Origin of the sequence: Nonlabens ulvanivorans (assembly GCF_000732625.1) — a bacterium.
Lineage (GTDB): Bacteria > Bacteroidota > Bacteroidia > Flavobacteriales > Flavobacteriaceae > Nonlabens > Nonlabens ulvanivorans.
The window spans coordinates 144,419-170,411 of sequence record NZ_JPJI01000032.1 but is presented as its reverse complement, the minus strand read 5'-3'; the positions used below and the strand labels follow the sequence as shown (position 1 = coordinate 170,411).

The following is a 25,993-nucleotide window of genomic DNA, read 5'->3' as shown; positions in this document are numbered from 1 at the left end:
AACCCAGTAACCCAATAACCCCAAAAGTGGATTTTCTAAAAGAAACATCAACCTTACAATGGCTTCTCATCATAGCGAGTAGTGTGATATTTTTCATACTGGCGCCATATGCTAAAGATGTAGAGACGTTTTTTAAAGCACAGCATCGTGGTAAGAAACCTAGTATGGTAATGCTTACAGGTAGTTTGATCATCTCATGGATTTTTGCAAAAAGCATTACTAATGCTGCAAATCTAGGACTGGCGTTTGGTCTAGTAGGTGGCGTTGCTTACGCAGGTTATTATTTGTCATTTGCGGTAGCAGGAATTGTAATTTATCAATTGAGAGTTCAAGGTGGATTTGAAAGCATCCATCATTTTTTGAGTTCTAAATTTGGTAAAAGTGCTGTAAATGTATTCTCGATATTAATTAGTTTTAGACTATTTAATGAAGTCTGGTCTAACACGATGGTGATAGGAACCTATTTCGGTGATATAGGAACTACGGCTTATTATGGCGCCATAATTGTCTTTACATTGCTAACACTAGCTTACACCTTAAAAGGTGGATTAAGTAGTTCTATATTTACTGATGCAATCCAAATGGTATTGTTCTCTATTTTACTGGTAATTATTTTAGGCGTTATTTTTACAGAACCAGATGTTCAGGTAGGGGAAATGTTTACCAGCGGAACTTGGTCTATGGAATTAGGATTAAATTTATTTTTTGCGGCCATTCTACAAAGCTTCAGTTACCCATTTCACGATCCAGTATTAACAGATCGTGGTTTTATAAGTAATCCTAGAATTACTAGAAAAAGCTTTTTATGGGCAGCACTATTGGGAGCGATTTGTATAGTCTTATTCAGTATGTTAGGTGTGTATGCACAGCAAGCTGGATTAGAAGGACAAGCCGCCGTTGAGGTTGCAAAAAAACTAGGAGTAGTACTACTGCTTATCATCAATTTTATAATGATTACCAGTGCGGCTAGTACGCTAGATAGTACATTTTCTAGTTACTCAAAAATGCTGACTATCGATTTAAATTTGGGTAAAACGGTCAGTTTTGGTAGAATAATGATGGTTGTTGTTGCAGTTCTAGGAACGATTCCTGTATTTCTAGATGCAGAAATTTTAAGTGCCACAACGATTAGTGGTACAATGGTTATAGGACTCACGCCAGTGTTTTTATTATGGAAAATGGACGCTCCTAAAATTAGTTATTTCCTATCTGTCATCGCTGGATTGGTTTTTGGTGTGTTATTGATTTTTGAGCTTTTTCCAGAACAACTCATTCATACCAGTGGTAAATATTCTTTATTACTATGGATTAATTTCTATGGTATAATTATTAGTTTTATCCTCTTTTTAATTCCCATATGGTTCAAAAAGTAAAAGATTTAGGTCATAAACGAGGTAAAATGCTTCTTTTTGGTGGCGTTTATAGTAATCTACAAGCATTGCAATCTGTGATGGAGATAGCTAGAAAACATCATATAGAGCCAGAAAATTGTATTTGTACCGGTGACATTATAGGTTACTGTGGTCAACCGCAAGAAACTCTAGATACTTTTCAAGAGTGGAATCCATACAGCATTTTAGGTAATGTAGAAATCCAATTGCGTGATGATCAAGAAGATTGCGGCTGTGACTTTACAGAAGGTTCTCGTTGTGACGGATTTAGTGATGTTTGGTACGCTTTCGCGAAAGCGAACTTACACACCAACTCAAAAGAATATTTCAACACCTTACCAGATCATATCACTTTTGAATATGGTGGAAGAACTGTAGGAGTGGTGCATGGTAGCGCAGATTATGTATCACAATTTATATTCAAGTCCAGCGATTGGGCAGAGAAAATAGAAAGTTACCAAGATCTAGTAGTAGACACTATCATAGCTGGTCATTGTGGATTGCCATTTAAAGATCAATATGAAAATTTATTATGGCTCAATCCAGGCGTGATAGGTATGCCTGCAAATGATGGAGCAACGCACACATGGGCTATGATACTAGAAGATGAAAATGGTTTTGAAGCACGGCACATTCCAGTGGTTTATGATCATCAAACAGCGATTGCTCAAATGAAAAAGCACAACTTGCCACAAGAATATGCACTAACACTAGAAACTGGAATATGGGATAATATGGAAATCCTACCAGATGAGGAACGACTATTGCAGGGAAAACCACAAGCGTTATAACTAATGAAAAAACTAATCCTATTCATATCATTTTTATCCATTTCTGCCAGCATTCAAGCTCAAGAAATCAATGAATTATTGCATCAGTATAATAGAATGTCCGTGCCGTATATCACTGTACAGACCTTAAAGATGGAATATGATCAATATATCATTTTGGACACTCGTAAAAAACCTGAGTATGAGGTAAGTCATTTACCTGGTGCCATTTGGGTAGGTGAAGATTTTGATGCCAAAAAGTTAAATACTTTAAGGCATGTCATAGGTGATAATCCTATTGTTGTTTATTGCTCTGTAGGAATACGTAGTGAAGATTATGGTGAAAAGGCTTTACAAGCAGGTTTCAAGAATATATTTAATCTTTATGGTAGTATTTTTTCATGGAAAGATGCTGGCTATTCATTAGTAGATTCAAATGATATGGCCACAGAACGTGTTCATGTATTTTCTAAAGAATGGGAAAAGTATTTAAAAACGGGAGAGAAGGTTTATTGATGGATGAACAAGTCAATAGATTATATATGGAAGACTATTAAAAACTATTATTGGTTGCTTGTTATACCCATTTTTGTGTTTCTTTATTTTAAAACGCTACAAAATGAAAGAGAGCTCGATAACTCATTCAAATTTACTTTTGCTCGAGTAAATTATACATCTTCAGTTTACAAGAAATATAGTAAGCGTTCTTATCATTATGAATTCTTTGTAGAAGGGAAAAAGTATTTAGGAAATTCTAACGCTTACATATCTGATGATATTAAAATAGGGAACTTCTATCAAGTGAAATTTGCTTCAAATAATCCTCGTAATAATAAAATTGATTTTACAACTCAATACTATCAGATTATAAGCGGTTTTGAATCTGATAAAATAGACACCGCATATATCGATGTGTCAAAATATAAGGTTGATTCAGTAGATTTAAAAAACCGATTCAATCGAGTGAAAGCATTAATTGAAAATTAGGATCAAAAAAACAACGCCTCGTGATTTCACGAGGCGTTGTTTTTTAAATACGTTTTAGTTTCTAGGATTCTATAAAGAAAAAGCTTTCTTTACATCGTCCACATAATCTAATTTTTCCCATGTAAATAACTCTACGGTTTTTTCTACACGACCATTATACGGTGATTCAAAAACTAGTGTTTCTGTACGAGGCTCACGACCCATATGACCATAAGCAGCCGTTTCAGAATAGATAGGATTTCTTAATTTTAATCTACTTTCTATCGCAGCAGGACGCATATCAAAGATTTGAGCAACCTTTCTAGAGATTTCTCCATCGGTTAAATCTACAGTTGATGTTCCATAAGTATCTACGTGTATAGAAGTAGGTTCTACCACACCTATGGCATAAGAAACCTGCACTAAAACTTCAGTTGCTAGGCCAGCCGCAACTAGGTTTTTTGCCACGTGACGCGAAGCATAAGCGGCACTACGATCTACCTTAGAAGGATCTTTACCTGAGAATGCTCCACCACCGTGAGCACCTTTACCACCATAAGTATCTACTATAATTTTACGACCTGTAAGTCCAGTATCTCCATGCGGTCCACCTATTACAAATTTCCCAGTTGGGTTAATGTGGTAAGTGATTTTGTCATTAAAAAGTTTTTGAGCATATGCTGGTAATTGCTCAATAACTCTAGGAATTAAAATTTCAACAAGATCTTTTTTAATCTGTGCAAGCATCGCATCATCATCTTCATTAAAAGGATCGTGTTGTGTAGAAATAACAATTGCATCTATACGTTGCGGTATGTTATCATCATTATACTCAATAGTTACCTGTGATTTTGCATCAGGACGCAAGTAAGTAATCTGATCCATTTCACGACGCAATTTTGCCAGCTCGATAAGTATTTTATGAGAAATATCTAAGGCTAGTGGCATATAATTATCCGTCTCTGCCGTTGCATAACCGAACATCATTCCCTGATCTCCTGCACCTTGTTCTTCTTTGTTTTCACGATCAACACCTTGATTAATATCTTGTGATTGTTCATGGATTAAAGAAATTACACCACAAGAATCGCCGCTAAACTGGTAAGCGCCCTTGGTATAACCTATCTTGTTAACCACTTCACGAGCAATGTGTTGTGCGTCTATGTAGGTGTTTGATTTTACCTCACCGGCAAGTATAACTTGACCAGTCGTAACCATAGTTTCACAGGCTACTTTGGATTCTGGATCAAAGGCTAAAAAATTATCTAATAAGGCATCACTGATTTGATCAGCAACTTTATCTGGATGTCCTTCACTTACGGACTCACTTGTAAATAAATATGGCATTTTAAATATTGCGCTTTCGCGAAAGCGAAATTAAAAATCGCTCTCGACATTAATAATTATAGAAGATAAAAAGGGCTGTATGCTCGAGTGCGGTACACTGTTTTAGCGTTTATGTTTTCGAACATGAAAACGAGGTCGCAAGCAGCCAAATCTTTCCCCTAATTGAAGTGCAAATGTAATAAAATGAGCGCTATGTGAGCATTGTTATTATAGCTTTATTAACTATTCTCATAGAGTTTAGTGATTGCTTTTAATTTTAACGTTTGCTGTAAAAATTTGTAATTCAGTTTATTATATCTAATTCCTACTATATTAGTAGGAATTTATTTTGTAAAAAGTTTGGTAGTCTCAAAAAGTTTTATGAATCTTTACACTCACGTTCATAACCATATTGAAATTATCAAGAAAGGACGAGGGAACAGACCCATCGACTCCTTAGCAACCCTTAACACTCGTTAAGAAGGTGCTACATTCTGCTCATTAATTTGAGACGAGATGATACACATGTAAGTAGGTTATACTAACAAGTTTCTTTTTTGATTTTCTATCTAGGCTTTAAGTCTGGACAGGAAGTACTTTTCAATTTGGTTTTGTTCTTAAATCAATTTTTAATTTAAAAAGAAACAAAATGTCAAATCAAAAATTTTCAACAAACGCACTTCATGCAGGTCATGACTTTAAAAACAATGGTGGAACTAGAGCGGTACCTCTATATCAAAGCACAGCATACGTGTTTAACGATAGTGATCATGCAGCAAATTTGTTCTCACTATCAGAGCCAGGTTATATCTATACCAGAATTAATAATCCTACGGTAGACGTTCTAGAGCAACGACTTGCGGCTTTAGAAGGTGGTATTGCTGCGGTAGCCACAGCATCAGGAACCAGCGCCATCTCAACAACTTTATTAACCTTGTTAAGGGCAGGAGATCATATTATAGCTAGCAGCTCTCTTTACGGTGGTACTTACAATTTACTTTCGGTTACCTTACCTCGATTCGGTATTACCACCACTTTTGTAGATCCTAACGAGGATGACGCTTTCACAAATGCATTACAAGAAAACACAAGAGCTGTATTTGTTGAATCTCTAGGGAATCCTAAACTTGATGTATTAGATTTAAAAAAGATAAGTGCACAAGCTACTAAAGCTCGTGTGCCATTTATCGTTGATAATACCGTAGCAACTCCTTATCTATTAAATCCTATTGCTCACGGAGCAGATATCGTCATTCACTCGTTGACTAAATATATTAACGGAAACGGAACCGCTCTAGGTGGTGTAATTATCGATGCCGGAAAATTTGACTGGACTAATGGGAAATTTCCAGAATTTACAGAACCTAGTGCCGGTTACCACGGTCTAGTATATGCAGATGTGTTAAAAGAAGCAAGTTTTATTGCCAAAGTGCGTATAGAGGGATTACGCGATTTAGGTGGAGCAATTTCACCATTTAATGCATGGCAAATTATTCAAGGTTTAGAAACATTGAATTTAAGGATTGAGAAACATAGTCAAAATGCACTAGAATTAGCAAAATGGTTAAGAGATAGAGATGAAGTAGAATGGGTGAATTATCCAGGGCTTGAGGATAATGCTTACTATAAACTCGCTCAACAATACTTACCAAATGGACAAAGCGGAATTGTAACATTTGGGGTGAAAGGTGGATATGAAAGTGCTAAAAAGATTGTTGATAGTGCTAAAGTTTTCTCTTTATTAGCTAACATAGGAGATACTAAATCATTAATTATTCATCCTGCGAGTACGACACACCAGCAACTTGATGATGAGTCTCAATTAAGTACTGGGGTAACTAAAGATTTAATACGTCTATCTGTTGGGTTAGAAGATATATCAGATCTTAAAAAAGACCTGGAAGAAGCTTTTTCTACTATCGATAAATCAGTATTGATATAATGAGTGGTTCTTTAAACCATATAGAATTACCAGATTTTAAATTAAGCATTGGTAAAGCACAAACAGTTCATGTAAATTATCAAATTTTTGGGTGTCAATTACACACGGCACCCATAATATTGATTAACCATGCATTAACTGGTAATTCTTCGGTAATTGATTGGTGGTCAGAGATTGTAGGTTCAGGGAAAGTAGTTGATACTAGTCGGTATACCGTTATTTCTATCAATATACCGGGAAATGGATTTGATGAAGAAGTAGAGCACTTGATTTATAATTATCAAGACTGGCGATTAAATGACGTCGCTTGTATTTTTTATCAGGTTTTAAGTGAGCTAAGAGTATGTTACATTCATGCAGGCATCGGTGGTAGTATAGGAGGTTGTTTACTTTGGGAAATGGCAGTGTCTTATCCAGAATTATTCGGTACTATTATTCCTATCGCGGCAGATTGGAAAGCAACAGACTGGGTCATTGCAAACTGTCATATTCAAGAACGACTGCTCTCAAATTCAACTCACCCGATAGAGGATGCGAGACAGCATGCTATGACATTTTATAGAACTCCACAAAGCCTAAGGTATAAATTTAATAGAGAAATAACAACTGATTTTAAAGTGAGGTTGTGGTTGAATTATCATGGTAAAAGTCTTAAAGAGCGATTTACGCTGCCAGCTTATAAGTTGTTGAATCAATTACTAGCCACTACAAATGCTGCTACAAATAACGATGATAACATATCAAAGGCTATTGCAAATAGTGAAGTAAAAATTAGGTTAATAGCTATTAATAGCGATGGTCTTTTTACAGCCCTAGAGGATCGCGAAACTTTTGACTTATTAAATAATTATAGAGATATAGAGTACCAAGAAATAGATAGTATTCACGGTCATGATGCCTTTTTAATAGAGCACATACAAGTAGAGGAAATATTAAAAAAATATCTAAAAGAAATTGAACCTATTGCGCTTGTGAAAAAGTGCGCTTAAAATTTAATTATGAATATCATACATATATATTTATTTGGTTTAGGCAACGTCGGTAGTACGTTGATTAAGCAAATATTAGAGAGTCAACATTTTTTTAAAATTAATCAAAGTGTTGAATTGAAAATAGTCGGATTAGCAAATAGCCGGAAAGTATTGACAGTAGCCGATGGAATTGGAGAGGATTGGGAACAAGTTTTTGTTGAACAATCTGTAACCAGGCGACCTGATGCTTTTTACGAATTTGCAATGACTAATGATGAGGTACGCATTGCGGTAGATGCAACTGCTAGTAAAGAACTTTCACGCTTTTATCCAGAACTAGTGGAACAAGGTTTTCATGTAGTAACTGCAAATAAAATTGCAAATACATTATCTCAAGAATTTTATGATGACTTACGTTTATTGCTAAAAGAAAGGGAATTGTCATTTGAATATGAGACTAATGTTGGTGCAGGTTTACCTATAGTAGACACGATACGTAATTTACATAAAAGCGGTGAAGAGATATTTGCTGTTAATGGTGTTTTTTCCGGTTCTTTAGGGTATATTTTTAATCGTTTTTCTCAAGAAGAAGTACCTTTTTCACAAATTGTTTTAGAGGCACTTAAGCAGGGATATACAGAGCCTGATCCTCGAGAAGATTTATCAGGTAATGATGTCGCAAGAAAACTGCTTGTACTAGCTCGAGAATCTGGATTAAAAGTGGAGTTTTCAGATATCATTATTGAAAACTTAGTAGTAACCGATTTACAAACAGCTTCTGCAAATCAATTCATTGATAGGATTACAGAATTAGATAAACCTTTACAACATCATAAATCTCGATTGCAGCCTGATGAGGTATTAAGACACTTAGGTAAACTTGATGTCGTTAATAAGAGTCTTGAAGTTTCTTTACAAGTGGTGAAAAAAGATAGCCCTGCCGGGCAATTGCAAGGTAGTGATGGGTTTTTTGAGATTTATTCAGAGTCTTATGCCGCACATCCTTTAGTTATAAAAGGTGCCGGAGCAGGCAAAGCTGTTACTGCACGTGGACTTTTATCTGATATCATAAAAATAGCCAAATCTTGTCCGGTGGTAACTTATAAATAATCTCAGTTAAATAATCCCTTTATTATTTTTTCTAGAGGTTAATTGATGTGATTAATCTCTAGAAAATACTACATTTGACCATGCTATCACGTAAGACTAAATATGGAATTAAAGCATTAACTTATCTAGCAAGACTAGATAATAATGATCCTGTATCAATTAGTACCATCGCAGATGCTGAGCATATTCCACATAAATTTCTAGAAGCAATTTTATTAGAATTACGTAAAAATAGTATTCTAGGATCCAGAAAAGGAAAAGGTGGTGGTTATTATTTAATGCAATCGCCAGCAACAGTGCGTATGTCGGCCGTGCATCGTATTCTAGAAGGTCCTATAGCCATGTTACCATGTGTAAGTCTCAATTTTTATGAAAAATGTGATGATTGTATTGATGAAGAAACTTGTGCTGTAAATAGATTAATGACTCAGGTTCGTGATAATACTCTTGAGATTCTTGAAAATCAAACACTTAAGGATTTGATTAAATAATTTTTTTAATTTTATTACCCTATTAAGCTTATAGGATATATATTTTATTATATATTCGTCCTGTTATTTAATAATGACGTTAGTTTTGGATAGGTCGTACTAAAACACGAGTTGGGATTATTTGATTGGGCTGTTTTCAAATAATTATAATAACTCGTGTTTAGACCTTATCACTACTTTGTTAAACTGATAAATGTCATTGTTCCTCAATTTTTTTTGACACTACTTAACTAAAAGTGTGTTTTCAATCATTTTCATTACTCAAATACTTCCCGTTGACTTGGTTACAATCCAATTGATGCCGACCTTTGCATTGGTCAATCGTTTGGCCTTAATGTTGGTAGTATAAAGTTATGATAGAAACAGATATTCTTATAATAGGAGCAGGTCCTACAGGTCTTTTTACCGTTTTTGAAGCAGGTTTATTAAAGTTAAAATGCCATTTAATAGATGCACTACCGCAACCTGGTGGACAGTGTAGTGAGTTATATCCTAAAAAACCTATATACGATATACCTGGTTTTCCAGAAGTTCTAGCCGGTGATCTAGTAGATAATCTTATGGAGCAAATAAAGCCTTTTCAACCAGGATTTACTTTAGGCGAGCGAGCAGAAGATATTGAGAAATTAGAAGATGGTACTTTTATAGTGACTACTAATAAAGGAACTAAACATCATGCAAATGCTGTAGCCATTGCTGGTGGATTAGGTTCTTTTGAGCCACGTAAACCACAGATTGAAGGAATAGAGAATTATGAAGATCACGGTGTGGCTTACATGATTAAAGACCCAGAAGCTTTTAGAGATAAAAAAGTTGTTATCGCTGGTGGTGGTGATAGTGCTTTAGACTGGTCTATCTTTTTAGCAAATGTTGCTCAAAAAGTGACACTCGTGCATAGGAGAGAAGAGTTCCGTGGTGCGTTAGATAGCGTTGAAAAAGTTCAAGAATTAGTTACCCAGAACAAAATTAACTTGATAACACCTGCTGAGGTGACAGATGTGAAAGGTAGTGATAAGGTAGAGTCTGTAACAATAACAATACACGATGAAGCAAAGCGTTTTCAAGAAATTGAATGTGATGCCTTTGTACCATTATTTGGCTTGTCTCCTAAGTTAGGGCCTATTGCAAATTGGGGTCTTGAAATAGAGAAAAACGCTATTAAAGTAGATAATACTTTAGACTATCAGACTAACATCCCGGGAATTTATGCTATAGGAGACGTGAACACTTACCCAGGAAAGTTAAAGTTGATTTTATGTGGTTTTCACGAGGCAACTTTAATGTGTCAAAGCGTTTATCAGCGTATGAATCCTAATAAAAAATATGTTCTTAAATATACTACCGTAGGTGGTATCGATGGTTTTGATGGTTCTCGTAAAGAGGCAGAAAAAGCCGTGATTAAAAAAATAGGTTCATAATGGATCCAGATGTAAATATTACTATCATAGATAGAGAAGGTGTAGAGCATCAGGTTCAAGCACCTACAGATATGAACATGAATTTAATGGAAGTTTGTAAAGCTTATGAACTACCAGTAGAGGCAGTTTGTGGTGGAATGGCAATGTGTGCCACCTGTCAGGTATATGTAAAGAGCGATCACGATTTAGGTGAGCGCAATCCAGATGAAGAGGCTATGCTTTGGGAAGCTTTACATGTGCAAGATAATAGTCGTTTGGGATGTCAAATTCCTATTTCTACTGATTTAGAAGGGCTCATTGTTCAATTAGCTCCAGAGCAGTAATCTATTTCATATTTTAGCACAATGAATAATTGGATCATTGTGCTTGTTTTGTTTGCTTTCGCGAAAGCGTCTCTAGCACAAACTAATGAGCCAGCTGTTTCAAGCTCATTCTCTATAGATGCGAGCTATTATTATGGAGCTGTTCTACAGCACAACTCAGATATCTCTCACTTAATCACGGGTCATCCAGAAGGTGTAATCTTACGCTATAATAGACGTACTTGTGGTGAGAAGGAATGGCAATCTTTGTATGGATTTCCAGATTTTGGGTTTACTTTTTCTTATCAAGATTTAAAGAACAGGTCACTCGGTGAAGCTTTTGGAGCTTATGCGCACTACAATTTTTATGCATTCCATAGACAGTTGCAGTATAGTATTGGTGCAGGAATAGCTTATATGACAAATCCTTATGACCCAGTAACCAACTTCAGGAATGTAGCTTACGGTACGCGTTTCACGAGTGCAACCTATCTGCAAGCAAACTATCGTAAAGAAAATCTAATAGGTTCCATAGGGTTTCAAACTGGTATTACCTTAATTCATTACTCAAACGGAAATATTAAGGAGCCTAACACATCTACTAATTCACTTCTTTTTAATGTAGGTCTTAACTGGTCCTTAGAGCCAGAAAATCCAATTTATAAAAGATGGAGTATTGAAAAATATAAAGAACCTATTCATATTAATGCTATTCTTAGATATGGATGGAATGAGAGCAACTTGCGAGGTAGTGGACAATTTCCGTTTTATACCTTCAGCTTTTACGTAGATAAACGATTAAATAAAAAGAGTTCAATTCATGCCGGTACCGAGTTAATGCTCACAGATTTTTTAAAAGAGCATCGAGATTATCAGGCAAATAGTTTCCCTAATAGTGGTATTACAGGTAATGAGTCAACAGCTAGAATAGGCTTGTTTGCAGGCCACGAACTACATATAGGGGAAACCAGTGTGCTCACCTATTTAGGTGTATACATGTACGATGAAATCAATTATGGATCAGTAATTTATAATCGAATAGGTTTGCAACGTAGGATTAATAATCATTGGTTAACTAGCTTAACCCTTAAATCTCATGGAGCAAGTGCCGAGGCTTTAAGTATAGGATTAGGGTATAGACTGTAAGAATAGTATGAGAAACTTATTTTTGAAAGGTTAATAGGCAGGATTCTATTTCATACTTTAGCGCTATGAATAAATGGATTATTGTTTTTCTGTGTCTCGCTTTTGCGAAAGCGTCTCTAGCGCAGGAATCTGAAAAAATTAAATTACCAGTAGTTCGTAATTTTGAAGCTTCCTATTTGTATGGAACGATTTTAGAACATAATCCAGATATAGCACATTTAATAACGGATCATCCTAGTGGTGTAATGTTGCGTTATAATCGCAAGACTTATGGCGAAAAGGAATGGGAATCACGTTTTAACTATCCAGATTGGGGAATTACAGCAGTCTATCAAGACCTTAAAAACTTATATCTAGGAGAAGTGTATTCTGCATACGGGCATTATAATTTTTACTTTTTCAATAGAAATCTAGAGCTTAGTTTAGGAACTGGTCTAGCTTATATCAATAGACCCTTTGATCCAGTGACTAATGCACGCAATAACGCCTATGGTTCTAGAATCACCAGTTCTACTTATTTACTTGTTGATTACAAGAGAGAAAATATCTATAGAGGAATAGGTTTTCAAGCAGGATTTACTATTGTTCACTACTCAAATGCAAATGTAAAAGCTCCTAATAACTCTACAAACAGTTGGCTTTTTAATGTGGGATTAAATTATAATCTAGGCTATGATAAAGCACCAGTATACAAGAAATGGGAAAAGACTCCATACTCAGAGAAAATAAGTTTTAATGCGGTAGCAAGAATAGGTGTCAATGAAAGTGATGTGCGCGGTAGTGGTCAGTATCCTTTTTATACTTTTTCTTTTTATGCAGACAAGCGTATAGGTTTTAAAAGTAGTCTACATGCTGGAACAGAAGTAATGATTTCAGAGTTTTTAAAAGAATACCGAGATTATCAGGCAAATAGTTATCCCGAAAATGGCATAACAGGTGATGAAAATTTCCAACGTGTAGGAGTTTTTATAGGTCATGAATTACATTTAGGTAAAACAAGTGTGGTAACGCAGTTTGGCTATTATGTGTATAGACCAATTGAATTTGAAACATCAAATTATAATAGAATAGGGTTACAACGCAGGTTTAATGAACATGTGTTTGCTAGTTTAACATTGAAATCCCACGGCGCTGCTGCCGAAGGTGTTAGTCTAGGAATAGGATATAGATTATAGAAATGAGAACATTTTTTAAAATAAGTATAGTATTTCTGCTGGTTTTTATATCCAGTTGTGATTCTGAAAACGGTTTGAATTGTACACAAGCCGCTGGTGATTTAGTACGTCAAGAATTAAGTGTAGAATCTTTTGAAAGAGTACTTGTTTATGAAAGAACAAGATTACTTGTGCAGCAAGGTCCAGAATACAAGGTGATTGTAGAAACTGGAGAGAATTTATTGAATGATATAGATATAAAGGTACAGGATAATCAACTTATCATTGTCAATAATAACGGCTGTAATCTAGTGAGAGATTACGGAATCACTACTGTTACGGTTATAGCACCTAACTTGACTGAGATTAGATCCAGTACCGGAGAAGATACCCGTAGTATAGGAACTTTAAATTATCCAAGCTTAACCTTGTATTCTGAAGACGCCCAAGAAGAAGACCTATATCACACTACCGGTAATTTTTATCTAGATTTAGATGTCGATAATTTTAGAATCGTAACAAATAATTTAAGTAATTTTTATCTTACAGGTCAAGTAAACACTGCTTCATTAGAATGGTATTCTGGTGATGGACAGCTATTTGCTACTGATCTAGAAATTCAGAATGCGCAAGTTTATCATCGCGGCACACACAATTGGCAAATTGATGTAAAACAAAACATCGCCGGTAGCATTGTGGGCTACGGCGATGTAATACTAGAGTCTGCTCCAGTTTCTGTAAACGTTCAAGAAACCTGGCAAGGCAGATTGATTATCAAAAATTAATTATTGTAGTACAATAGGTAATTCAGCTCTGTAAGTTCCCCATCCTATCTTTAAATGTACAGTATTGTCATTCTTAGGTGAGTACAACGCAATACTTAATTGTTCTAAGCTCTTGGAATCTTTAGTTACAGGAATTGTTACGGTAACAAGATCAAGTTCTGGTTTATGGCTGTAGTTTCCCCAACCATCATTTTCTGAGTTGATGTGAACGGTCCATTCATTTTCACTAGGAGTAATAACGATAGAGTAGCGACCAGCTTTAATTAATTTTCCACCTATCATGACATCTTTCATAAGTAATAATTCGGTGCTTTCGTTTGCACCTACACGCCATGACTCACCTAGTTTTGTGATTCCATCCTCGCGGTTATCTGTCGTGCGAAAGATGCTGCGGCCATTTAATGATGGTCTACTATATAAAACACGTATCTGTGGTTCAAGAGCCATTTTTTGCTCTTCAGTTTTTGCAAATTGTCTTTTTGCAGCTTGAGAAGGGAAGAAAGCCGCATCCATTGGGCTTTTATCTGGATCTATAAAATCTTGCGCATAGAGATTACTGCTTATTAAGGCAATCGCTAGAAGTAAAAGTATCTTTTTCATAGTATTTATTTTATGAGATAAAGATAAATGTAAACCATCACTAAAATATCACGATTCACTTTTGCTTAACTCCATACGGTACAACATTAATCCGCTCGCAGGTGCGATATGAGATAAATGTATCTTTTTACTACCATCCAGAGTTTCTTTAAAATCGTCAAGTGTAATTTTATGCATTCCCAAATCAAATAAAGCTCCCATCATTAAACGCACTTGATGTCTCTTAAAACCCATTCCGGTTACTCTAAAAGCATAACTTTTTTCTGGAAAAAAATTAGCTGTAAACAAGGTGTTTTCTTCGATAAGACAACTATTCACAGTACTTACTGTATCGGTGGTGTCGGATGGTTTATATGTATAAGACCAGAAGTTATGTGTTCCTTCAAATAGTCTTGAAGCGGTTTTCATCAATTCAATATCCAGTTCTGTTTTCATGTACACCATTAAGGATGCGCAAAAAGGATGGAATTTTTCACCATGGGAAAACAAATAAATATATTCCTTCTCTTTAGGATGTTGAATGACATTAAACTGTGCGTTGGTTTTTTCTATCGCTAGTGCTCTAATATCGCTAGGCAAGTTCAAATTAAATTCTGCTAGAAAAGTATCTAGATTTAATGCTTCATCATCCAGAAATAACTCAATAATGGTTTCATTTACAGACACACGAGCATCAGTTCTACCAGCGGCAAGGACTTTAAAATTAGGATGGTCTAGAACAAATCGCAAGGTGCGTTTTACCATCTTTTCCACGGTAGGAACGTCAGGCTGTTTTTGCCATCCATGAAAACGGAATCCTAGATACTGTAATTTAATGAGGTAATAAAGACGTTGCGGTTTTTGCATGTGCAAAGATGAGAATTTCTACTCACCAGTCAACTCCTGAAACATCGTCTCAAGATTTTTATTTCTTTTATTAAGCGATAAGATTTTTAACTCATTATCATGTGCAAAGTCAAAAACAGCACTACGCATATCTTCTTGTGTCTCAAATCTTAAAGAATATGTGAAACCAGGTTCTTTGACAAGATCAGTTACTTCTCTTACTTTAGTAATGCGATTCAATAACTCTTGTTCTACTTTATAGTCAAACTCCACCTCAATGACTTGAGCGGCATCACTTTTAAGGTTCTTCAAATAATCGTCGGCAACAATTTTACCTTTATTGATAATAATCACACGATCGCACATCGCTTCTACTTCTTGCATGATGTGTGTGGATAATAATATGGTCGTATGCGCACCTACTTTTTTAATAAGTTGACGTATTTCAACCAGTTGATTAGGATCTAATCCAGTAGTAGGTTCATCTAGGATCAGTACTTTAGGTTGATGTAATAGCGCATTTGCAAGACCTACACGTTGTTTGTATCCTTTGGATAGTTGGCTTATTTTTTTACCTATGTGAGAAGTCAGTCCAGTTTCTTCTATAACTTGTGTAATACGGTTTTTAGCATCTTTAATGTGGTAGACTCCAGCACTAAAATCTAAATATTCACGCACATACATTTCAGGATATAACGGATTACTCTCAGGTAAATAACCTATAGATTCTTGAACCTCTTTTTGTGCCGTTAAGATATCGTGACCATTAACGGCAGCACTACCTTCATTCGGATTTAAGTAAGTCGTTAAAATACGCATCATGGTGGATTTACCGGCACCATTAGGACCTAGGAAACCTACAATTTCTCCGCTTTTAATAGAAAAACTGATTTTATCGAGCGCCTTTTGGCTACCGTAATTTTTTGATATGTTTTGAACTTCTATAGACATCAGGTAAAGATAAGAAATGAGGAGATTAGGTCTGGTGTTTTAACACGCTTTCGCGAAAGCATATTTATAAAAATCTCTAGCTCACTTATAAATATCACAAATGAATTCTGATTTTATTCCTAATAATAACGTCAGATTTTAAATAATTATATAATTTTTTTTAAAAAACTCCTGATTTAAAAAATTCTATTTTACTTTAGCCATCTATTATGAACACAAAAACTTATTTCTGGTACGGATTTTACTTCTATTTTATAGAAGACAAGGCTGTATTGTGAAAATTTAAAATATACTAACAATAAAGTCTTGATTTAATCAAGACTTTTTTTTTACAATTAAATGAAAGTAGCAATACAAGGGATTCAAGGTTCTTATCATCATCAGGTGGCGTCTATTTTATATGGGAATGTTGAGCTATTAGAATGTTCCACATTTGATCAGCTGGTCAATGCTGTTTCTACTGGTCACGTTCAAACTGGTGTAATGGCAATAGGTAACTCTATAGCAGGAAGCATCTTGCCTAATTATAATTTAATAAAGGAACAAAATCTGTGCATCACAGCAGAGTATTATTTAAATATAGAACACCAATTAATGGCTCAGAAAGGTCAGGTTTTTGAAGATATTTTTGAGGTGCAGTCCCATCCTATGGCTTTACTACAATGTCAATCTTTTTTCAGAAAGCATCCTCATATTAAGTTGGTTGAGACTGATGATACCGCAGCTGCCGCACAAAGAATTGCAAGGGATAGCAAAATGGGAATTGCTGCTATAGCATCTTCACAAGCGGCTGCTTTTTATGAACTAGATGTGGTTGCAAAAGATATTCAAGAAGTAAGGAATAATGCGACTAGGTTTGTGGTAGTAAATAGGGAAAGTATCATTGATGAACAAGCTAATAAAGCGACGATCAATTTTACCGCTAATCATGAGCCTAGTAGTCTCGCAAAAATATTAACCAAATTGGGAGATCTAGATATGAATGTTACAAAAATTCAATCTATTCCGATCATTGAGAAGCCATTTCTATTCTCTTTTGTTGCAGATCTTGAGTTTAAAAATCTGCAGTTATTTAAAGAAGCGCAATTAGAAATAGGCATTCTTGTAGAATCTTTAAAAATCCTAGGAATTTATAAATCACACACGTTATGATAAAAGCAGCCACGAGACTTGATAGCGTTCAAGAATATTACTTTTCGACTAAACTGCGTGAGGTAAGATCTTTATTAGAAGAAGGAAAACCTATCATTAATGCAGGAATAGGTAATCCAGATTTACTTCCTCCTGAGCAGGTTATACCTGCAATAACGGCTGCGTTACAGGATCCTAAAGCACATGGTTACCAGAGTTATTTAGGATTGCCAGAACTGCGAGAAGCGATGTCGCAGTTCTATAAAAAGCATTATAGTGTTTCTCTAGATGCAGAATCGGAGATTATACCGTTGATGGGAAGTAAAGAAGGTGTTTTACATATTTCTATGGCTTTTCTTAATCCTGGAGATGCGGTTTTAATTCCAGATCCTGGATATCCAACTTATGCTAGCGCTACTAGATTATGTGAGGCTATGCCCGTTACATATGCTCTGAAAGAAGAGAATCATTGGTTACCTGATTTAGAAGAATTAGAACTACTTGATTTAAGTAAAGTAAAAATTATGTGGGTCAATTATCCACATATGCCTACTAGCGTTGCAGGTTCAAAAGAGTTGTTTGAAAAACTGATTCATTTTGCAAAAAAGCATGAGATATTGCTTGTAAATGATAACCCTTATAGTTGTGTAGGTTATGAAGAGAAAATAAGTGTTCATCAAGTAGCTCATTCAAAAGATGTAGTTCTAGAGTTAAACTCTATTAGCAAAACATTTAATATGCCTGGATGGAGAGTAGGAATGCTTACTGGTAAAAGTACTTTACTTAAAGAAGTTCTTAAAGTAAAAACTAATATGGATAGTGGTATGTTCTACGGTGTTCAGAAAGGCGCCATTGCAGCATTAAAAACTGGTGATGTATGGATAGAAAATCAAAATAGAATCTATAAAATTAGAAGAGATTTAACCATACAGCTAGCTGAAAAATTAGAGATACAACCTCAAGAACAAAATGGTGGTTTATTCGTTTGGTGCAAGTTGCCAAATGGAATGACAGATGACAAAGCTTTTGTAGATCAATTGCTACATGAGAGCCATATTTTTATCGCACCAGGAAGCATTTTTGGAAAGAATGGAGAAGGTTATGTGCGATTTTCACTTTGTGTAAATGAAGATAAAATACAAGAAATGATTCACAGAGTTACTAAAAAAGTCGAGGCATGAAAAAAGTATATTTAATAGGTACTGGATTGATAGGTGGATCCATACTTAAAGATTTGCGTGTTCATTATCCGCAGGCTATTTTTTATGGTATTGACCACAATGATGCTCATGTAGAAAAAGCAAAGCAAAATGGTATTATAGATGAAGTGGCACAATTTCAAGAGTTGAAAAATGCAGATTTGGTTATCATTTCAATTCCCGTAGATGCAACCTTAAAAGTTTTACCTCAAGTGCTCGACTTAGTAAATGAACATGCACTAATTATAGATGTAGGTTCTACCAAAGAAGCAATATGTAAAAGTGTCGAAAATCATAAAAACAGGAGGCAGTTTCTTGCGGCACATCCTATTGCGGGAACTGAATTTTCTGGACCAGATGCTGCCATCTCAAATTTATTTGTCAAAAAAACGCTAATTATATGTGAGGTAGAGAAAACCACCTTTAAATTGCAAGAATTGGCAAATGAGTTGTTTGAGAAACTGGAAATGAGAGTGCGATACATGACGCCTGCGGCACATGATAAACATATTGCTTATGTGTCACATTTGTCTCATATCTCTAGCTTTATGTTAGGTAAAACGGTCATTCAAGAAGAAGAAAACGAGCGTGATATATTTGACCTCGCGGGCAGTGGTTTTGAAAGCACCGTACGATTAGCAAAAAGTTCTCCAGCCATGTGGACACCCATATTTGCACAGAATAAGGAAAATGTACTAGCTAGTCTAGATGGATATATTGAGAATTTATCTCGCTTTCGCGAAAGCGTAAAAAATAACGATCACCAATCCATATTTCAAGATATGGAAGAAACAAATAGAATAAAAACGATATTGAAAGGAATTGAAAATGGAAAATAAAAAGGAATTTAGAACTTGGTTAGATAATCACAACCTAGAGCATCCTATAGTGATTGCTGGACCTTGTAGTGCAGAAACTGAAGATCAGGTATTAAGAATTGCACATGAGCTTAAAGACAGCGACGTAACATATTTACGTGCAGGTATCTGGAAACCTAGAACGCGACCAGGAAACTTTGAAGGTGTAGGAGCGATAGGATTAAAATGGTTGCAAAAAGCAAAAGCAGAAACAGGTTTGCTTACTGCTACAGAGGTTGCTAACAGAGCACATGTAGAACTAGCTTTAGAACACGACATCGATCTATTATGGATAGGTGCACGATCTACAGTAAGTCCATTTATAGTACAAGAAATAGCAGATGCTTTAGAGGGAACAGATAAAGTGGTGCTAGTAAAAAATCCTGTAAATCCAGATTTAGCTTTATGGATAGGTGCGATTGAGCGATTTCATACAGCTAATATTAAAAATCTAGGAGTAATTCATAGAGGTTTTTCTACTTATGAAAAATCAAAATATCGTAATATACCTGAATGGCAAATTGCGGTAGATTTTCAAACACGTTTCCCAGATATTCCATTGATATGCGATCCATCCCATATTACTGGTAAGAGAGATATGATTTTTGAAGTATCACAAACCGCACTAGATCTTAATTATGATGGATTGATGATTGAAACACATTATGATCCTGATAATGCATGGAGCGATGCGGCACAGCAAGTAACTCCAGAAACATTGTTGCAAATTTTTCAAGACTTACGCATTAGAAAAGAACAAGATGATGAGGTAGGATATCAATCTAAACTAGGTGTTTTAAGAGCGCAGATCGATGTAATAGATAGCAATATTATTGAGACTTTGGGTAAAAGAATGAAAACAGCTGATGCGATCGGAGCCTTAAAAAAAGAGCGTAATGTAGCAGTTCTTCAATCTAAAAGATGGAACGAGATTTTAGGTAAAATGATTCTTGCTGGTGAAGAACAAGGTTTAAGTGAAGAGTTTATCCTTAGAGTTTTTAAAGCGGTTCATCAAGAATCTATCAACCATCAAGAGAAAGTAATTAATAAATAATTGCGGTAAAGATTTTATGTTCTGGCAGCACTATATATAATTAACCTAATTTTGACTTCTAGAAATAAAGCAGTTAGTTTAAATGAAAGGAACCGTCTATAGATCAACAGGAAGCTGGTATGAAGTAAAAGGTACTGATGGTGCGATGTATTCATGTCGTATAAAAGGTAAATTTAGACTACAAGGAATCAAGAGTACTAATCCTGTGGCTGTAGGTGACCGAGTAGAATTTGAAATCGAGAAAAAAGGAGATGAAGAAATAGGAATTATTAATGAGATTGAAGAACGTGATAATTATATCGTGCGCAAATCTGTAAACCTATCTAAACAAACCCATATTATCGCAGCAAATGTGGATCAGGTTTTTTTGATAGTCACTTTAAATAATCCACCTACATTTACCTCATTTATAGATCGTTTTTTAGTAAGTGCGGCAGCTTATCAAATTCCAGTTATTTTACTTTTTAATAAAGTAGATACTTATAACGATGATCAAGATGAAGTGGTGTTAGATCCAGAAACTGGTGAAGAAATGCTAGCGATGACTGAGCTGGATCAGGTGCGTATTTTAATGCAGTTATATAAATCTGTTGATTATGAATGCATTGCGATAAGTGCAGCAACAGGTAAAAATATAGATTTAGTAAAAGAGAAGATGCTGGGTAAAACCAGCATGTTTGCTGGCCATAGTGGTGCTGGTAAAAGTACTACTGCAAATGCAATCCAGCCAGGACTAGAATTAAAAACTAAAGCTATAAGCTTACAGCATAAACAAGGACAGCACACAACTACATTTGCAGAAATGTTTGATCTCGATTTTAATGCTCGCATTATTGATACACCAGGTATTAAAGGTTTCGGTGTTGTAGATTTAGAGAAAGAAGAAATAGGCGGTTATTTCCCAGAGATTTTTGAACTTAGTCAGAGCTGTAAGTTTCATAATTGCTTACACCTTGAAGAACCTAAATGTGCTGTTAAAGAAGCTGTCGAGACAGGAGAAGTCTATTTGAGTCGTTATGAGAGCTATGTGCAAATTGTTAATGGAGATGAGGATAATTATCGTGCAGATAAATATACCACACCATGAGAGTAGTTTTGCAACGGGTCAGTGAAGCAAGTGTTACTATAGATGGTCTAGTCCATGGAGCCATAGATCATGGGCTACTTATTTTACTTGGTATTACTGTAGAAGACACTCAAGAAGACATCGATTGGCTCGTAAATAAAATTGCTGGAATGCGCATTTTTTCAGATTCAGACGGTAAAATGAATTTGAACATCAGTGGTATAGGTGGAAACGCATTGGTGATTTCTCAGTTCACACTTTATGCCAGTACAAAAAAAGGAAATAGGCCTAGTTTTATTAATGCCGCTAGACCAGAGGTGGCTATACCATTATATGAAAGTTTTGTGAGCACGCTTTCGCGAAAGCTGGATAAAACAATCCCAACAGGAATCTTTGGTGCAGATATGAAAGTAGCTCTCGTAAATGACGGACCTGTTACTATTGTAATGGATAGTAAGAAAAAGGATTAACTATTTTCTTTAAGCGTTTTTTAACAGCTATTTCTTACATATTTATTTTATCACTCATTTTTTTTTCGGTAATTGTGGCTTATGAAAAATAAGTTACTCTTAATTAGTTTATTTCTTATTGTAGGATGGACTAATTGTTATGCCCAGCAAGAAGCTGATTTTGAAAGTCATACTATACCAAAAGAACTCAAAGTAAACGCAAACGCCGTTGTAAGGAATAGTAATATAATTATTACAATTAAAGACTATGATGAGGTAGAGGTGGTAACAGATCGATTAGTAACTGTTCTTAATAAAGATGGTGAAAGAGATATTAATGCCATTGAACATTACGATAGTAGTACCAAAATTAAAAAAATGGAAGCTACTATTTATGATGCTGATGGGAATAAAGTGACTAGATTTAAAAACGGAGACTTTAAAGATGTTAGTTCTGTAAGTAGTGGAACATTATACAGTGATAATAGAGTGAAATATCTGGATTATACACCACGTGATTATCCTTTTACAGTTCATTTTAAATCTACCGTTTTATTAAAGTCTACTGCATTTTTACCGTCATGGATGCCACTTGAGTATTATAATACGAGTACAGAACTTTCTTCCTTTAAGGTTATTAATGAGTCTGATATTGAAATTAAATTTAAAGAGTCACATTTAGCTGAATATGAAATTTCAAAAAATGGTCTGTTAGACTATACTGCTACTAATTTACCTGCAGTTGACTATCAGTCATATAGTCCTGATTTTACTACTTACGGACCTTTTGTTAAGATTGCGCTTAAGCAGTTTAAAATGCAAGGTGTTGATGGTATGAATAATGAATGGTCAGATTTTGGAAAATGGATGAATGATCAACTATTGTCAGATGTTGGAATCTTGCCTGAAAGTGTTAAAAAGGAAATAAAAGATCTTACTATAAATGCTAAAACAGAGAAGGAAAAAGCTAAAATAGTTTACGAATTCATGCAAGATAGATCTCGTTATATAAGTGTACAAGTAGGTATCGGTGGATGGAAGCCTATTGATGCTACCGAAGTGCATAACATGTCTTATGGGGATTGTAAAGGTTTATCAAATTATACAAAAGCCTTACTTAATGAAGTAGGCATATCATCTTATCATGCAGTAATATATGGTGGTAATAATATAAGAAATATAGACAGTGAGTTTTCTTCAACACAGGGGAATCATATGATTTTATATGTACCAGAACTAGACAATGAGAAGGATTTCTGGCTAGAGTGTACTAGTAAAACCAGTCCATTTGGCTATATAGCTGGTTTTACCGATGATAGAGATGCGCTAGTAGTTACTGAAAATGGTGGAGAGATCTTACATACCACTGTTTACAAAACGGAAGATAATACACAAGAATCTAGTGCTGTGATAATGGTTCAAAAGGATGGTAGTGCATCTGCTAGCTTAGAAATGGTGACAAGAGGTTATCAATACTCCTTTAGAGATCATCTAGAAACATACTCTAAAAAGGATTTAATTAAAAAGTATAAAAGTTATTGGAGTCATTTAAATGGTTTGTCTATTACAGATGCAAGCGCATTGAGTGATAAAGAGCAAATTCAAGTTGTCGAGAAAGCTAGCGTCACAGTAAGTCGTTATGGATCTAAAACAGGGAATTTATTACTCATACAGCCCGTATTTTTTAACCGTAATGAAAATGAACCGACTAGATATAAAAACAGACAAAATGATTTTGAAATAGATCGTGGTTATATAGATACTGACGTTTACGAGATTAATCTAGAAAATGGATTGTCTATAGATGCTCTTCCTGAGCCTGTTGAGATCAATTCTAAGTTTGGAGTATATAAGTTGAGTATTACTGATTCTGGTGATGGAAAACTTAAGGTGCACAGGTATTTGAGAATTAATAAAGGTTATTTTGATAAGGATGATTATGAAGCCTATCGAGAATTTAGAGCAACCTTAGTAAAACACGATAAATCTAAAGCAGTTTTAAAAGTAGACTAATGAAAAAATTAATAATAGCACTTTCATTAATAAGTTTTTACATTATTAATGTAGCAGCTCAAGGAGCTGATGAAGAATTAAATCTTGACTTTAAAGGAGTTTCTGTATTGGATTTTTCAGTAGAGACTGTAGATAAAAGTAACGACTTTGATGCTGTGTATGTCCTTAATAGAGAGCTGATTAAATTTTATCCTGGAGCTAAGTTTGGGCAAATGCGCATAGTTCATAAAAGAATTAGAATTGAGAACCAAGACGGATTAGAATATGCAACTGAACAAATAAGTCTGTATCAAAAAGGTAATGCTAAAGAATATGTCGTTGATTTAGAAGGTGTCACGTACAATTTAATCGATGGAAAAGTAGAGAGTTCTGAATTAGGTAAGGATGCGATTTTTGATAAAGATATTAATGAATTTTATAAATCTAAATCGTTTACTATGCCTGATGTTAAAGTAGGCTCTGTAATTGAGTATACTTACACAATAGGTTCTGATACAGCATATATTGATGACTTATACTTACAGTATGAAATACCGATATTAAATCTAGAGGCAGGAATATTGTTCCCTAGACAGTTTGTATATAATGTAGTTTTTAATCCTAGAGCTGTGTACAAAGTAGCTTTTAATGCTTCTGATTTTGGAGAAGGAATCTCGGGATCAAAAATTACGGCTGAAGAAGATGAAGAATTTGGATCAGATATAGAAACTGAGCAATTAAGAATAAGCGGTAAAAGTATAGGGATAGCAACAAAAAACATTCCGGCTTTAGCTGCTGAGCCTATGTCTGGTGGAGCACAAAGATATCGTGCAAAATTAATAATGAATATTGCAGCGACTAGGTTTACTAATGGACAAGTGTCTAAGGAGTATGCGTCCAGTTGGAGAGATGTCGCAAAAACTATTTACGACAGTGACAGGTTCGGTAGTGCTATTAAGAAAAGCAGTTTTTATAAAAAAGATTTAGAAAGCATTCTCGATGACACGATGGGCGATCTTAAAAAGACCGAGGTTATTTATGAATTTGTGAAATCTAAAGTCAAATGGAATGGACGTTATGGAGTTTTTACTCGCGACGGACTTAAAAGTGCCTATAAAGATGGATCCGGTTCTGTAGCAGATGTAAATCTCTTACTAGTCTCAATGCTTAAAAAAGCTGGTGTAAATGCAAATCCAGTATTAGTAAGTTCAGATGATAATGGTGTGCCTATCTTTCCTACTCGTGAAGGGTTTGATTATGTAATCGTACAAGTAATTATTAATGGAGAAAAAATCTTATTAGATGCCACTGAAAAATTTGCGCGACCTAATTTAATTCCTCTACGTGCTGCAAATTGGAAAGGTAGAGTAGTTCAAGAAAATGGAGCTTCTGATTGGGTTAAACTTACAGAAAACCAAAAGTCACAAGAAATAGTATTGCTCAATCTATCATTAGATGAAGAAGGATTAATCGCTGGTAAAGCAAAGAAAAGACTATCACAGTATATGGCTTTAAGATCCAGAAATGAAAATCAAAATGCAAACCAAGAAGATATTGAAGAATACTTAGTTAATGATAACGTAGGATTACAAGTTGCCGATGTTAAGGTAGATGACATGAATTCTACAAACGAGTATTTAAATTATAGTTTTGATGTTGTTTATAAAGATGCTGTTGATGAAATAGGAGATAAGCTCTATATAACTCCATTATTGTTTGAAGCAAATGAAGAAAACCCATTTAGTTTACCAAGGCGTAATCTTCCTTTAGATTTATCTTATCCACTTGAAGTTAAAACGATTGTTAACTTAGCGATACCAGATGGCTATGAGGTAGAGTCTATGCCACAAAGTGTTAACTACGTTTACTTGAATAAAGGGTATTATAAATACATCACAAAAATTTCAAATAATATAATAACCACGGTGGCAACTTTTAATATGGATACTTCGGTGGTTTTGTCTATTGATTATAAAGCTTTCAGAGATTTCTATGCATCTGTAGTAGAAAAGGATGCCGAAAAAATAGTGCTAAAGAAAATTTAAGAATCCTCATTTCATAAAGATAGTCGTTAACTTTGAACTTCAAATTAAGACT

At 34.9% G+C, this 25,993-nt stretch carries 25 protein-coding genes and 1 riboswitch; of the genes, 21 read left to right on the top strand and 4 right to left on the bottom strand.

Going from position 1 to position 25,993, the window contains the following annotated elements:
- Window positions 1–26: 26 nt before the first annotated feature.
- From IL45_RS07975 to IL45_RS07960, 4 genes are read left to right on the top strand one after another with little or no spacing between them, the layout of a single operon-like run.
- Window positions 27–1,373, top strand: coding sequence for an SLC5/6 family protein (locus IL45_RS07975; protein WP_036582547.1), 1,347 nt, complete (start codon window positions 27–29; stop codon window positions 1,371–1,373).
- Window positions 1,358–2,182, top strand: coding sequence for a metallophosphoesterase family protein (locus IL45_RS07970; RefSeq protein ID WP_036582545.1), 825 nt, complete (start codon window positions 1,358–1,360; stop codon window positions 2,180–2,182). Before IL45_RS07975 ends, IL45_RS07970 begins: the two co-directional genes overlap by 16 nt.
- Before the next feature lie 3 nt (window positions 2,183–2,185).
- A complete protein-coding gene (locus IL45_RS07965; protein WP_036582543.1) occupies window positions 2,186–2,677 on the top strand; it encodes a rhodanese-like domain-containing protein in 492 nt (163 codons plus the stop codon).
- 3 nt (window positions 2,678–2,680) lie between these two features.
- The gene (locus tag IL45_RS07960; RefSeq protein ID WP_036582540.1) at window positions 2,681–3,148 is read left to right on the top strand and encodes a hypothetical protein; all 468 of its coding nucleotides are present in this window, start codon (window positions 2,681–2,683) and stop codon (window positions 3,146–3,148) included.
- A 69-nt stretch (window positions 3,149–3,217) separates the two neighbouring features.
- Here IL45_RS07960 and metK read toward each other — a convergent pair whose 3' ends face one another.
- Window positions 3,218–4,474, bottom strand: coding sequence for a methionine adenosyltransferase (gene metK / locus IL45_RS07955; protein ID WP_036582537.1), 1,257 nt, complete (start codon window positions 4,472–4,474; stop codon window positions 3,218–3,220).
- Window positions 4,475–4,868: 394 nt separating this feature from the next.
- Window positions 4,869–4,976, top strand: a riboswitch (SAM riboswitch).
- A gap of 126 nt (window positions 4,977–5,102) precedes the next feature.
- Between metK and IL45_RS07950 the strand changes: the two genes are divergently transcribed.
- The 9 genes from IL45_RS07950 (at window position 5,103) to IL45_RS07910 (ending at window position 13,772) form a co-directional block, all read left to right on the top strand.
- Window positions 5,103–6,395: an O-acetylhomoserine aminocarboxypropyltransferase/cysteine synthase family protein gene (locus IL45_RS07950; protein WP_036582534.1), complete on the top strand. Its 1,293-nt coding sequence runs from the start codon at window positions 5,103–5,105 to the stop codon at window positions 6,393–6,395.
- Window positions 6,395–7,384: an alpha/beta fold hydrolase gene (locus tag IL45_RS07945; RefSeq protein ID WP_036582532.1), complete on the top strand. Its 990-nt coding sequence runs from the start codon at window positions 6,395–6,397 to the stop codon at window positions 7,382–7,384. Before IL45_RS07950 ends, IL45_RS07945 begins: the two co-directional genes overlap by 1 nt.
- Before the next feature lie 9 nt (window positions 7,385–7,393).
- Complete coding sequence (locus IL45_RS07940; RefSeq protein ID WP_036582529.1) at window positions 7,394–8,476, top strand: homoserine dehydrogenase family protein; 1,083 nt, start codon at window positions 7,394–7,396, stop codon at window positions 8,474–8,476.
- A gap of 80 nt (window positions 8,477–8,556) precedes the next feature.
- Entirely contained in the window at window positions 8,557–8,967 is a 411-nt protein-coding gene (locus IL45_RS07935) for an RrF2 family transcriptional regulator (protein WP_036582526.1), read from the top strand.
- A gap of 353 nt (window positions 8,968–9,320) precedes the next feature.
- A complete protein-coding gene (locus IL45_RS07930) occupies window positions 9,321–10,385 on the top strand; it encodes an NAD(P)/FAD-dependent oxidoreductase (RefSeq protein ID WP_036582524.1) in 1,065 nt (354 codons plus the stop codon).
- Window positions 10,385–10,708 (top strand): 2Fe-2S iron-sulfur cluster-binding protein, encoded by a 324-nt coding sequence (locus tag IL45_RS07925; RefSeq protein ID WP_036582522.1) that lies wholly within the window; start codon window positions 10,385–10,387, stop codon window positions 10,706–10,708. The genes IL45_RS07930 and IL45_RS07925 overlap by 1 nt, the downstream gene beginning before the upstream one ends.
- 21 nt (window positions 10,709–10,729) lie before the next feature.
- Window positions 10,730–11,833 carry an acyloxyacyl hydrolase gene (locus tag IL45_RS07920; protein ID WP_036582520.1) on the top strand — a complete coding sequence of 368 codons (1,104 nt, stop codon included), beginning with the start codon at window positions 10,730–10,732 and terminating at the stop codon, window positions 11,831–11,833.
- A gap of 65 nt (window positions 11,834–11,898) precedes the next feature.
- The gene (locus tag IL45_RS07915) at window positions 11,899–13,008 is read left to right on the top strand and encodes an acyloxyacyl hydrolase (RefSeq protein WP_036582518.1); all 1,110 of its coding nucleotides are present in this window, start codon (window positions 11,899–11,901) and stop codon (window positions 13,006–13,008) included.
- 2 nt (window positions 13,009–13,010) lie between these two features.
- Entirely contained in the window at window positions 13,011–13,772 is a 762-nt protein-coding gene (locus IL45_RS07910) for a GIN domain-containing protein (RefSeq protein WP_036582515.1), read from the top strand.
- Here the strand turns inward: IL45_RS07910 and IL45_RS07905 are convergent, their stop codons facing one another.
- The 3 genes from IL45_RS07905 to gldA are packed head-to-tail and all read right to left on the bottom strand — an operon-like array spanning window position 13,773 to window position 16,148.
- Entirely contained in the window at window positions 13,773–14,372 is a 600-nt protein-coding gene (locus IL45_RS07905; protein ID WP_036582512.1) for a DUF2911 domain-containing protein, read from the bottom strand.
- 48 nt (window positions 14,373–14,420) lie between these two features.
- Window positions 14,421–15,218 carry a tRNA pseudouridine synthase A gene (locus tag IL45_RS07900; RefSeq protein ID WP_036582509.1) on the bottom strand — a complete coding sequence of 266 codons (798 nt, stop codon included), beginning with the start codon at window positions 15,216–15,218 and terminating at the stop codon, window positions 14,421–14,423.
- An 18-nt stretch (window positions 15,219–15,236) separates the two neighbouring features.
- Window positions 15,237–16,148 carry a gliding motility-associated ABC transporter ATP-binding subunit GldA gene (gene gldA, locus IL45_RS07895; protein ID WP_036582506.1) on the bottom strand — a complete coding sequence of 304 codons (912 nt, stop codon included), beginning with the start codon at window positions 16,146–16,148 and terminating at the stop codon, window positions 15,237–15,239.
- Between the two features lie 339 nt (window positions 16,149–16,487).
- On the opposite strand from gldA, the gene IL45_RS07890 reads away from it, so the two are divergent.
- The 8 genes from IL45_RS07890 (at window position 16,488) to IL45_RS07855 (ending at window position 25,941) form a co-directional block, all read left to right on the top strand.
- Window positions 16,488–17,300, top strand: a complete 813-nt coding sequence (locus IL45_RS07890) for a prephenate dehydratase (protein ID WP_036582503.1) — start codon at window positions 16,488–16,490, stop codon at window positions 17,298–17,300.
- Window positions 17,297–18,460, top strand: coding sequence for a pyridoxal phosphate-dependent aminotransferase (locus IL45_RS07885; RefSeq protein ID WP_036582500.1), 1,164 nt, complete (start codon window positions 17,297–17,299; stop codon window positions 18,458–18,460). The genes IL45_RS07890 and IL45_RS07885 overlap by 4 nt, the downstream gene beginning before the upstream one ends.
- Window positions 18,457–19,317, top strand: coding sequence for a prephenate dehydrogenase (locus IL45_RS07880; RefSeq protein ID WP_036582497.1), 861 nt, complete (start codon window positions 18,457–18,459; stop codon window positions 19,315–19,317). Before IL45_RS07885 ends, IL45_RS07880 begins: the two co-directional genes overlap by 4 nt.
- Complete coding sequence (locus IL45_RS07875) at window positions 19,307–20,389, top strand: bifunctional 3-deoxy-7-phosphoheptulonate synthase/chorismate mutase type II (protein WP_036582493.1); 1,083 nt, start codon at window positions 19,307–19,309, stop codon at window positions 20,387–20,389. Before IL45_RS07880 ends, IL45_RS07875 begins: the two co-directional genes overlap by 11 nt.
- Window positions 20,390–20,471: 82 nt before the next feature.
- The gene (gene rsgA, locus IL45_RS07870) at window positions 20,472–21,476 is read left to right on the top strand and encodes a ribosome small subunit-dependent GTPase A (RefSeq protein ID WP_036582491.1); all 1,005 of its coding nucleotides are present in this window, start codon (window positions 20,472–20,474) and stop codon (window positions 21,474–21,476) included.
- The gene (dtd, locus tag IL45_RS07865; RefSeq protein ID WP_036582489.1) at window positions 21,473–21,925 is read left to right on the top strand and encodes a D-aminoacyl-tRNA deacylase; all 453 of its coding nucleotides are present in this window, start codon (window positions 21,473–21,475) and stop codon (window positions 21,923–21,925) included. The genes rsgA and dtd overlap by 4 nt, the downstream gene beginning before the upstream one ends.
- A gap of 81 nt (window positions 21,926–22,006) precedes the next feature.
- Window positions 22,007–23,917, top strand: coding sequence for a DUF3857 domain-containing protein (locus IL45_RS07860; RefSeq protein ID WP_036582486.1), 1,911 nt, complete (start codon window positions 22,007–22,009; stop codon window positions 23,915–23,917).
- Entirely contained in the window at window positions 23,917–25,941 is a 2,025-nt protein-coding gene (locus IL45_RS07855) for a DUF3857 domain-containing protein (RefSeq protein WP_036582482.1), read from the top strand. The genes IL45_RS07860 and IL45_RS07855 overlap by 1 nt, the downstream gene beginning before the upstream one ends.
- Window positions 25,942–25,993: the final 52 nt, after the last annotated feature.

Bases quoted from the DNA above. Each gene is read 5' to 3' on its own strand.
- IL45_RS07930 (WP_036582524.1), top strand. From the start codon at position 9,321: ATGATAGAAACAGATATTCTTATAATAGGAGCAGGTCCTACAGGTCTT.
- IL45_RS07940 (WP_036582529.1), top strand. From the start codon at position 7,394: ATGAATATCATACATATATATTTATTTGGTTTAGGCAACGTCGGTAGT.
- IL45_RS07890 (WP_036582503.1), top strand. From the start codon at position 16,488: ATGAAAGTAGCAATACAAGGGATTCAAGGTTCTTATCATCATCAGGTG.
- rsgA (WP_036582491.1), top strand. From the start codon at position 20,472: ATGAAAGGAACCGTCTATAGATCAACAGGAAGCTGGTATGAAGTAAAA.
- IL45_RS07920 (WP_036582520.1), top strand. From the start codon at position 10,730: ATGAATAATTGGATCATTGTGCTTGTTTTGTTTGCTTTCGCGAAAGCG.
- IL45_RS07880 (WP_036582497.1), top strand. From the start codon at position 18,457: ATGAAAAAAGTATATTTAATAGGTACTGGATTGATAGGTGGATCCATA.
- IL45_RS07965 (WP_036582543.1), top strand. From the start codon at position 2,186: ATGAAAAAACTAATCCTATTCATATCATTTTTATCCATTTCTGCCAGC.
- dtd (WP_036582489.1), top strand. From the start codon at position 21,473: ATGAGAGTAGTTTTGCAACGGGTCAGTGAAGCAAGTGTTACTATAGAT.
- IL45_RS07900 (WP_036582509.1), bottom strand. From the start codon at position 15,218: ATGCAAAAACCGCAACGTCTTTATTACCTCATTAAATTACAGTATCTA.
- IL45_RS07875 (WP_036582493.1), top strand. From the start codon at position 19,307: ATGGAAAATAAAAAGGAATTTAGAACTTGGTTAGATAATCACAACCTA.
- IL45_RS07970 (WP_036582545.1), top strand. From the start codon at position 1,358: ATGGTTCAAAAAGTAAAAGATTTAGGTCATAAACGAGGTAAAATGCTT.
- IL45_RS07860 (WP_036582486.1), top strand. From the start codon at position 22,007: ATGAAAAATAAGTTACTCTTAATTAGTTTATTTCTTATTGTAGGATGG.
- IL45_RS07855 (WP_036582482.1), top strand. From the start codon at position 23,917: ATGAAAAAATTAATAATAGCACTTTCATTAATAAGTTTTTACATTATT.
- IL45_RS07910 (WP_036582515.1), top strand. From the start codon at position 13,011: ATGAGAACATTTTTTAAAATAAGTATAGTATTTCTGCTGGTTTTTATA.
- IL45_RS07915 (WP_036582518.1), top strand. From the start codon at position 11,899: ATGAATAAATGGATTATTGTTTTTCTGTGTCTCGCTTTTGCGAAAGCG.
- gldA (WP_036582506.1), bottom strand. From the start codon at position 16,148: ATGTCTATAGAAGTTCAAAACATATCAAAAAATTACGGTAGCCAAAAG.
- IL45_RS07935 (WP_036582526.1), top strand. From the start codon at position 8,557: ATGCTATCACGTAAGACTAAATATGGAATTAAAGCATTAACTTATCTA.
- IL45_RS07950 (WP_036582534.1), top strand. From the start codon at position 5,103: ATGTCAAATCAAAAATTTTCAACAAACGCACTTCATGCAGGTCATGAC.
- IL45_RS07960 (WP_036582540.1), top strand. From the start codon at position 2,681: ATGAACAAGTCAATAGATTATATATGGAAGACTATTAAAAACTATTAT.
- IL45_RS07925 (WP_036582522.1), top strand. From the start codon at position 10,385: ATGGATCCAGATGTAAATATTACTATCATAGATAGAGAAGGTGTAGAG.
- IL45_RS07905 (WP_036582512.1), bottom strand. From the start codon at position 14,372: ATGAAAAAGATACTTTTACTTCTAGCGATTGCCTTAATAAGCAGTAAT.
- metK (WP_036582537.1), bottom strand. From the start codon at position 4,474: ATGCCATATTTATTTACAAGTGAGTCCGTAAGTGAAGGACATCCAGAT.
- IL45_RS07885 (WP_036582500.1), top strand. From the start codon at position 17,297: ATGATAAAAGCAGCCACGAGACTTGATAGCGTTCAAGAATATTACTTT.
- IL45_RS07945 (WP_036582532.1), top strand. From the start codon at position 6,395: ATGAGTGGTTCTTTAAACCATATAGAATTACCAGATTTTAAATTAAGC.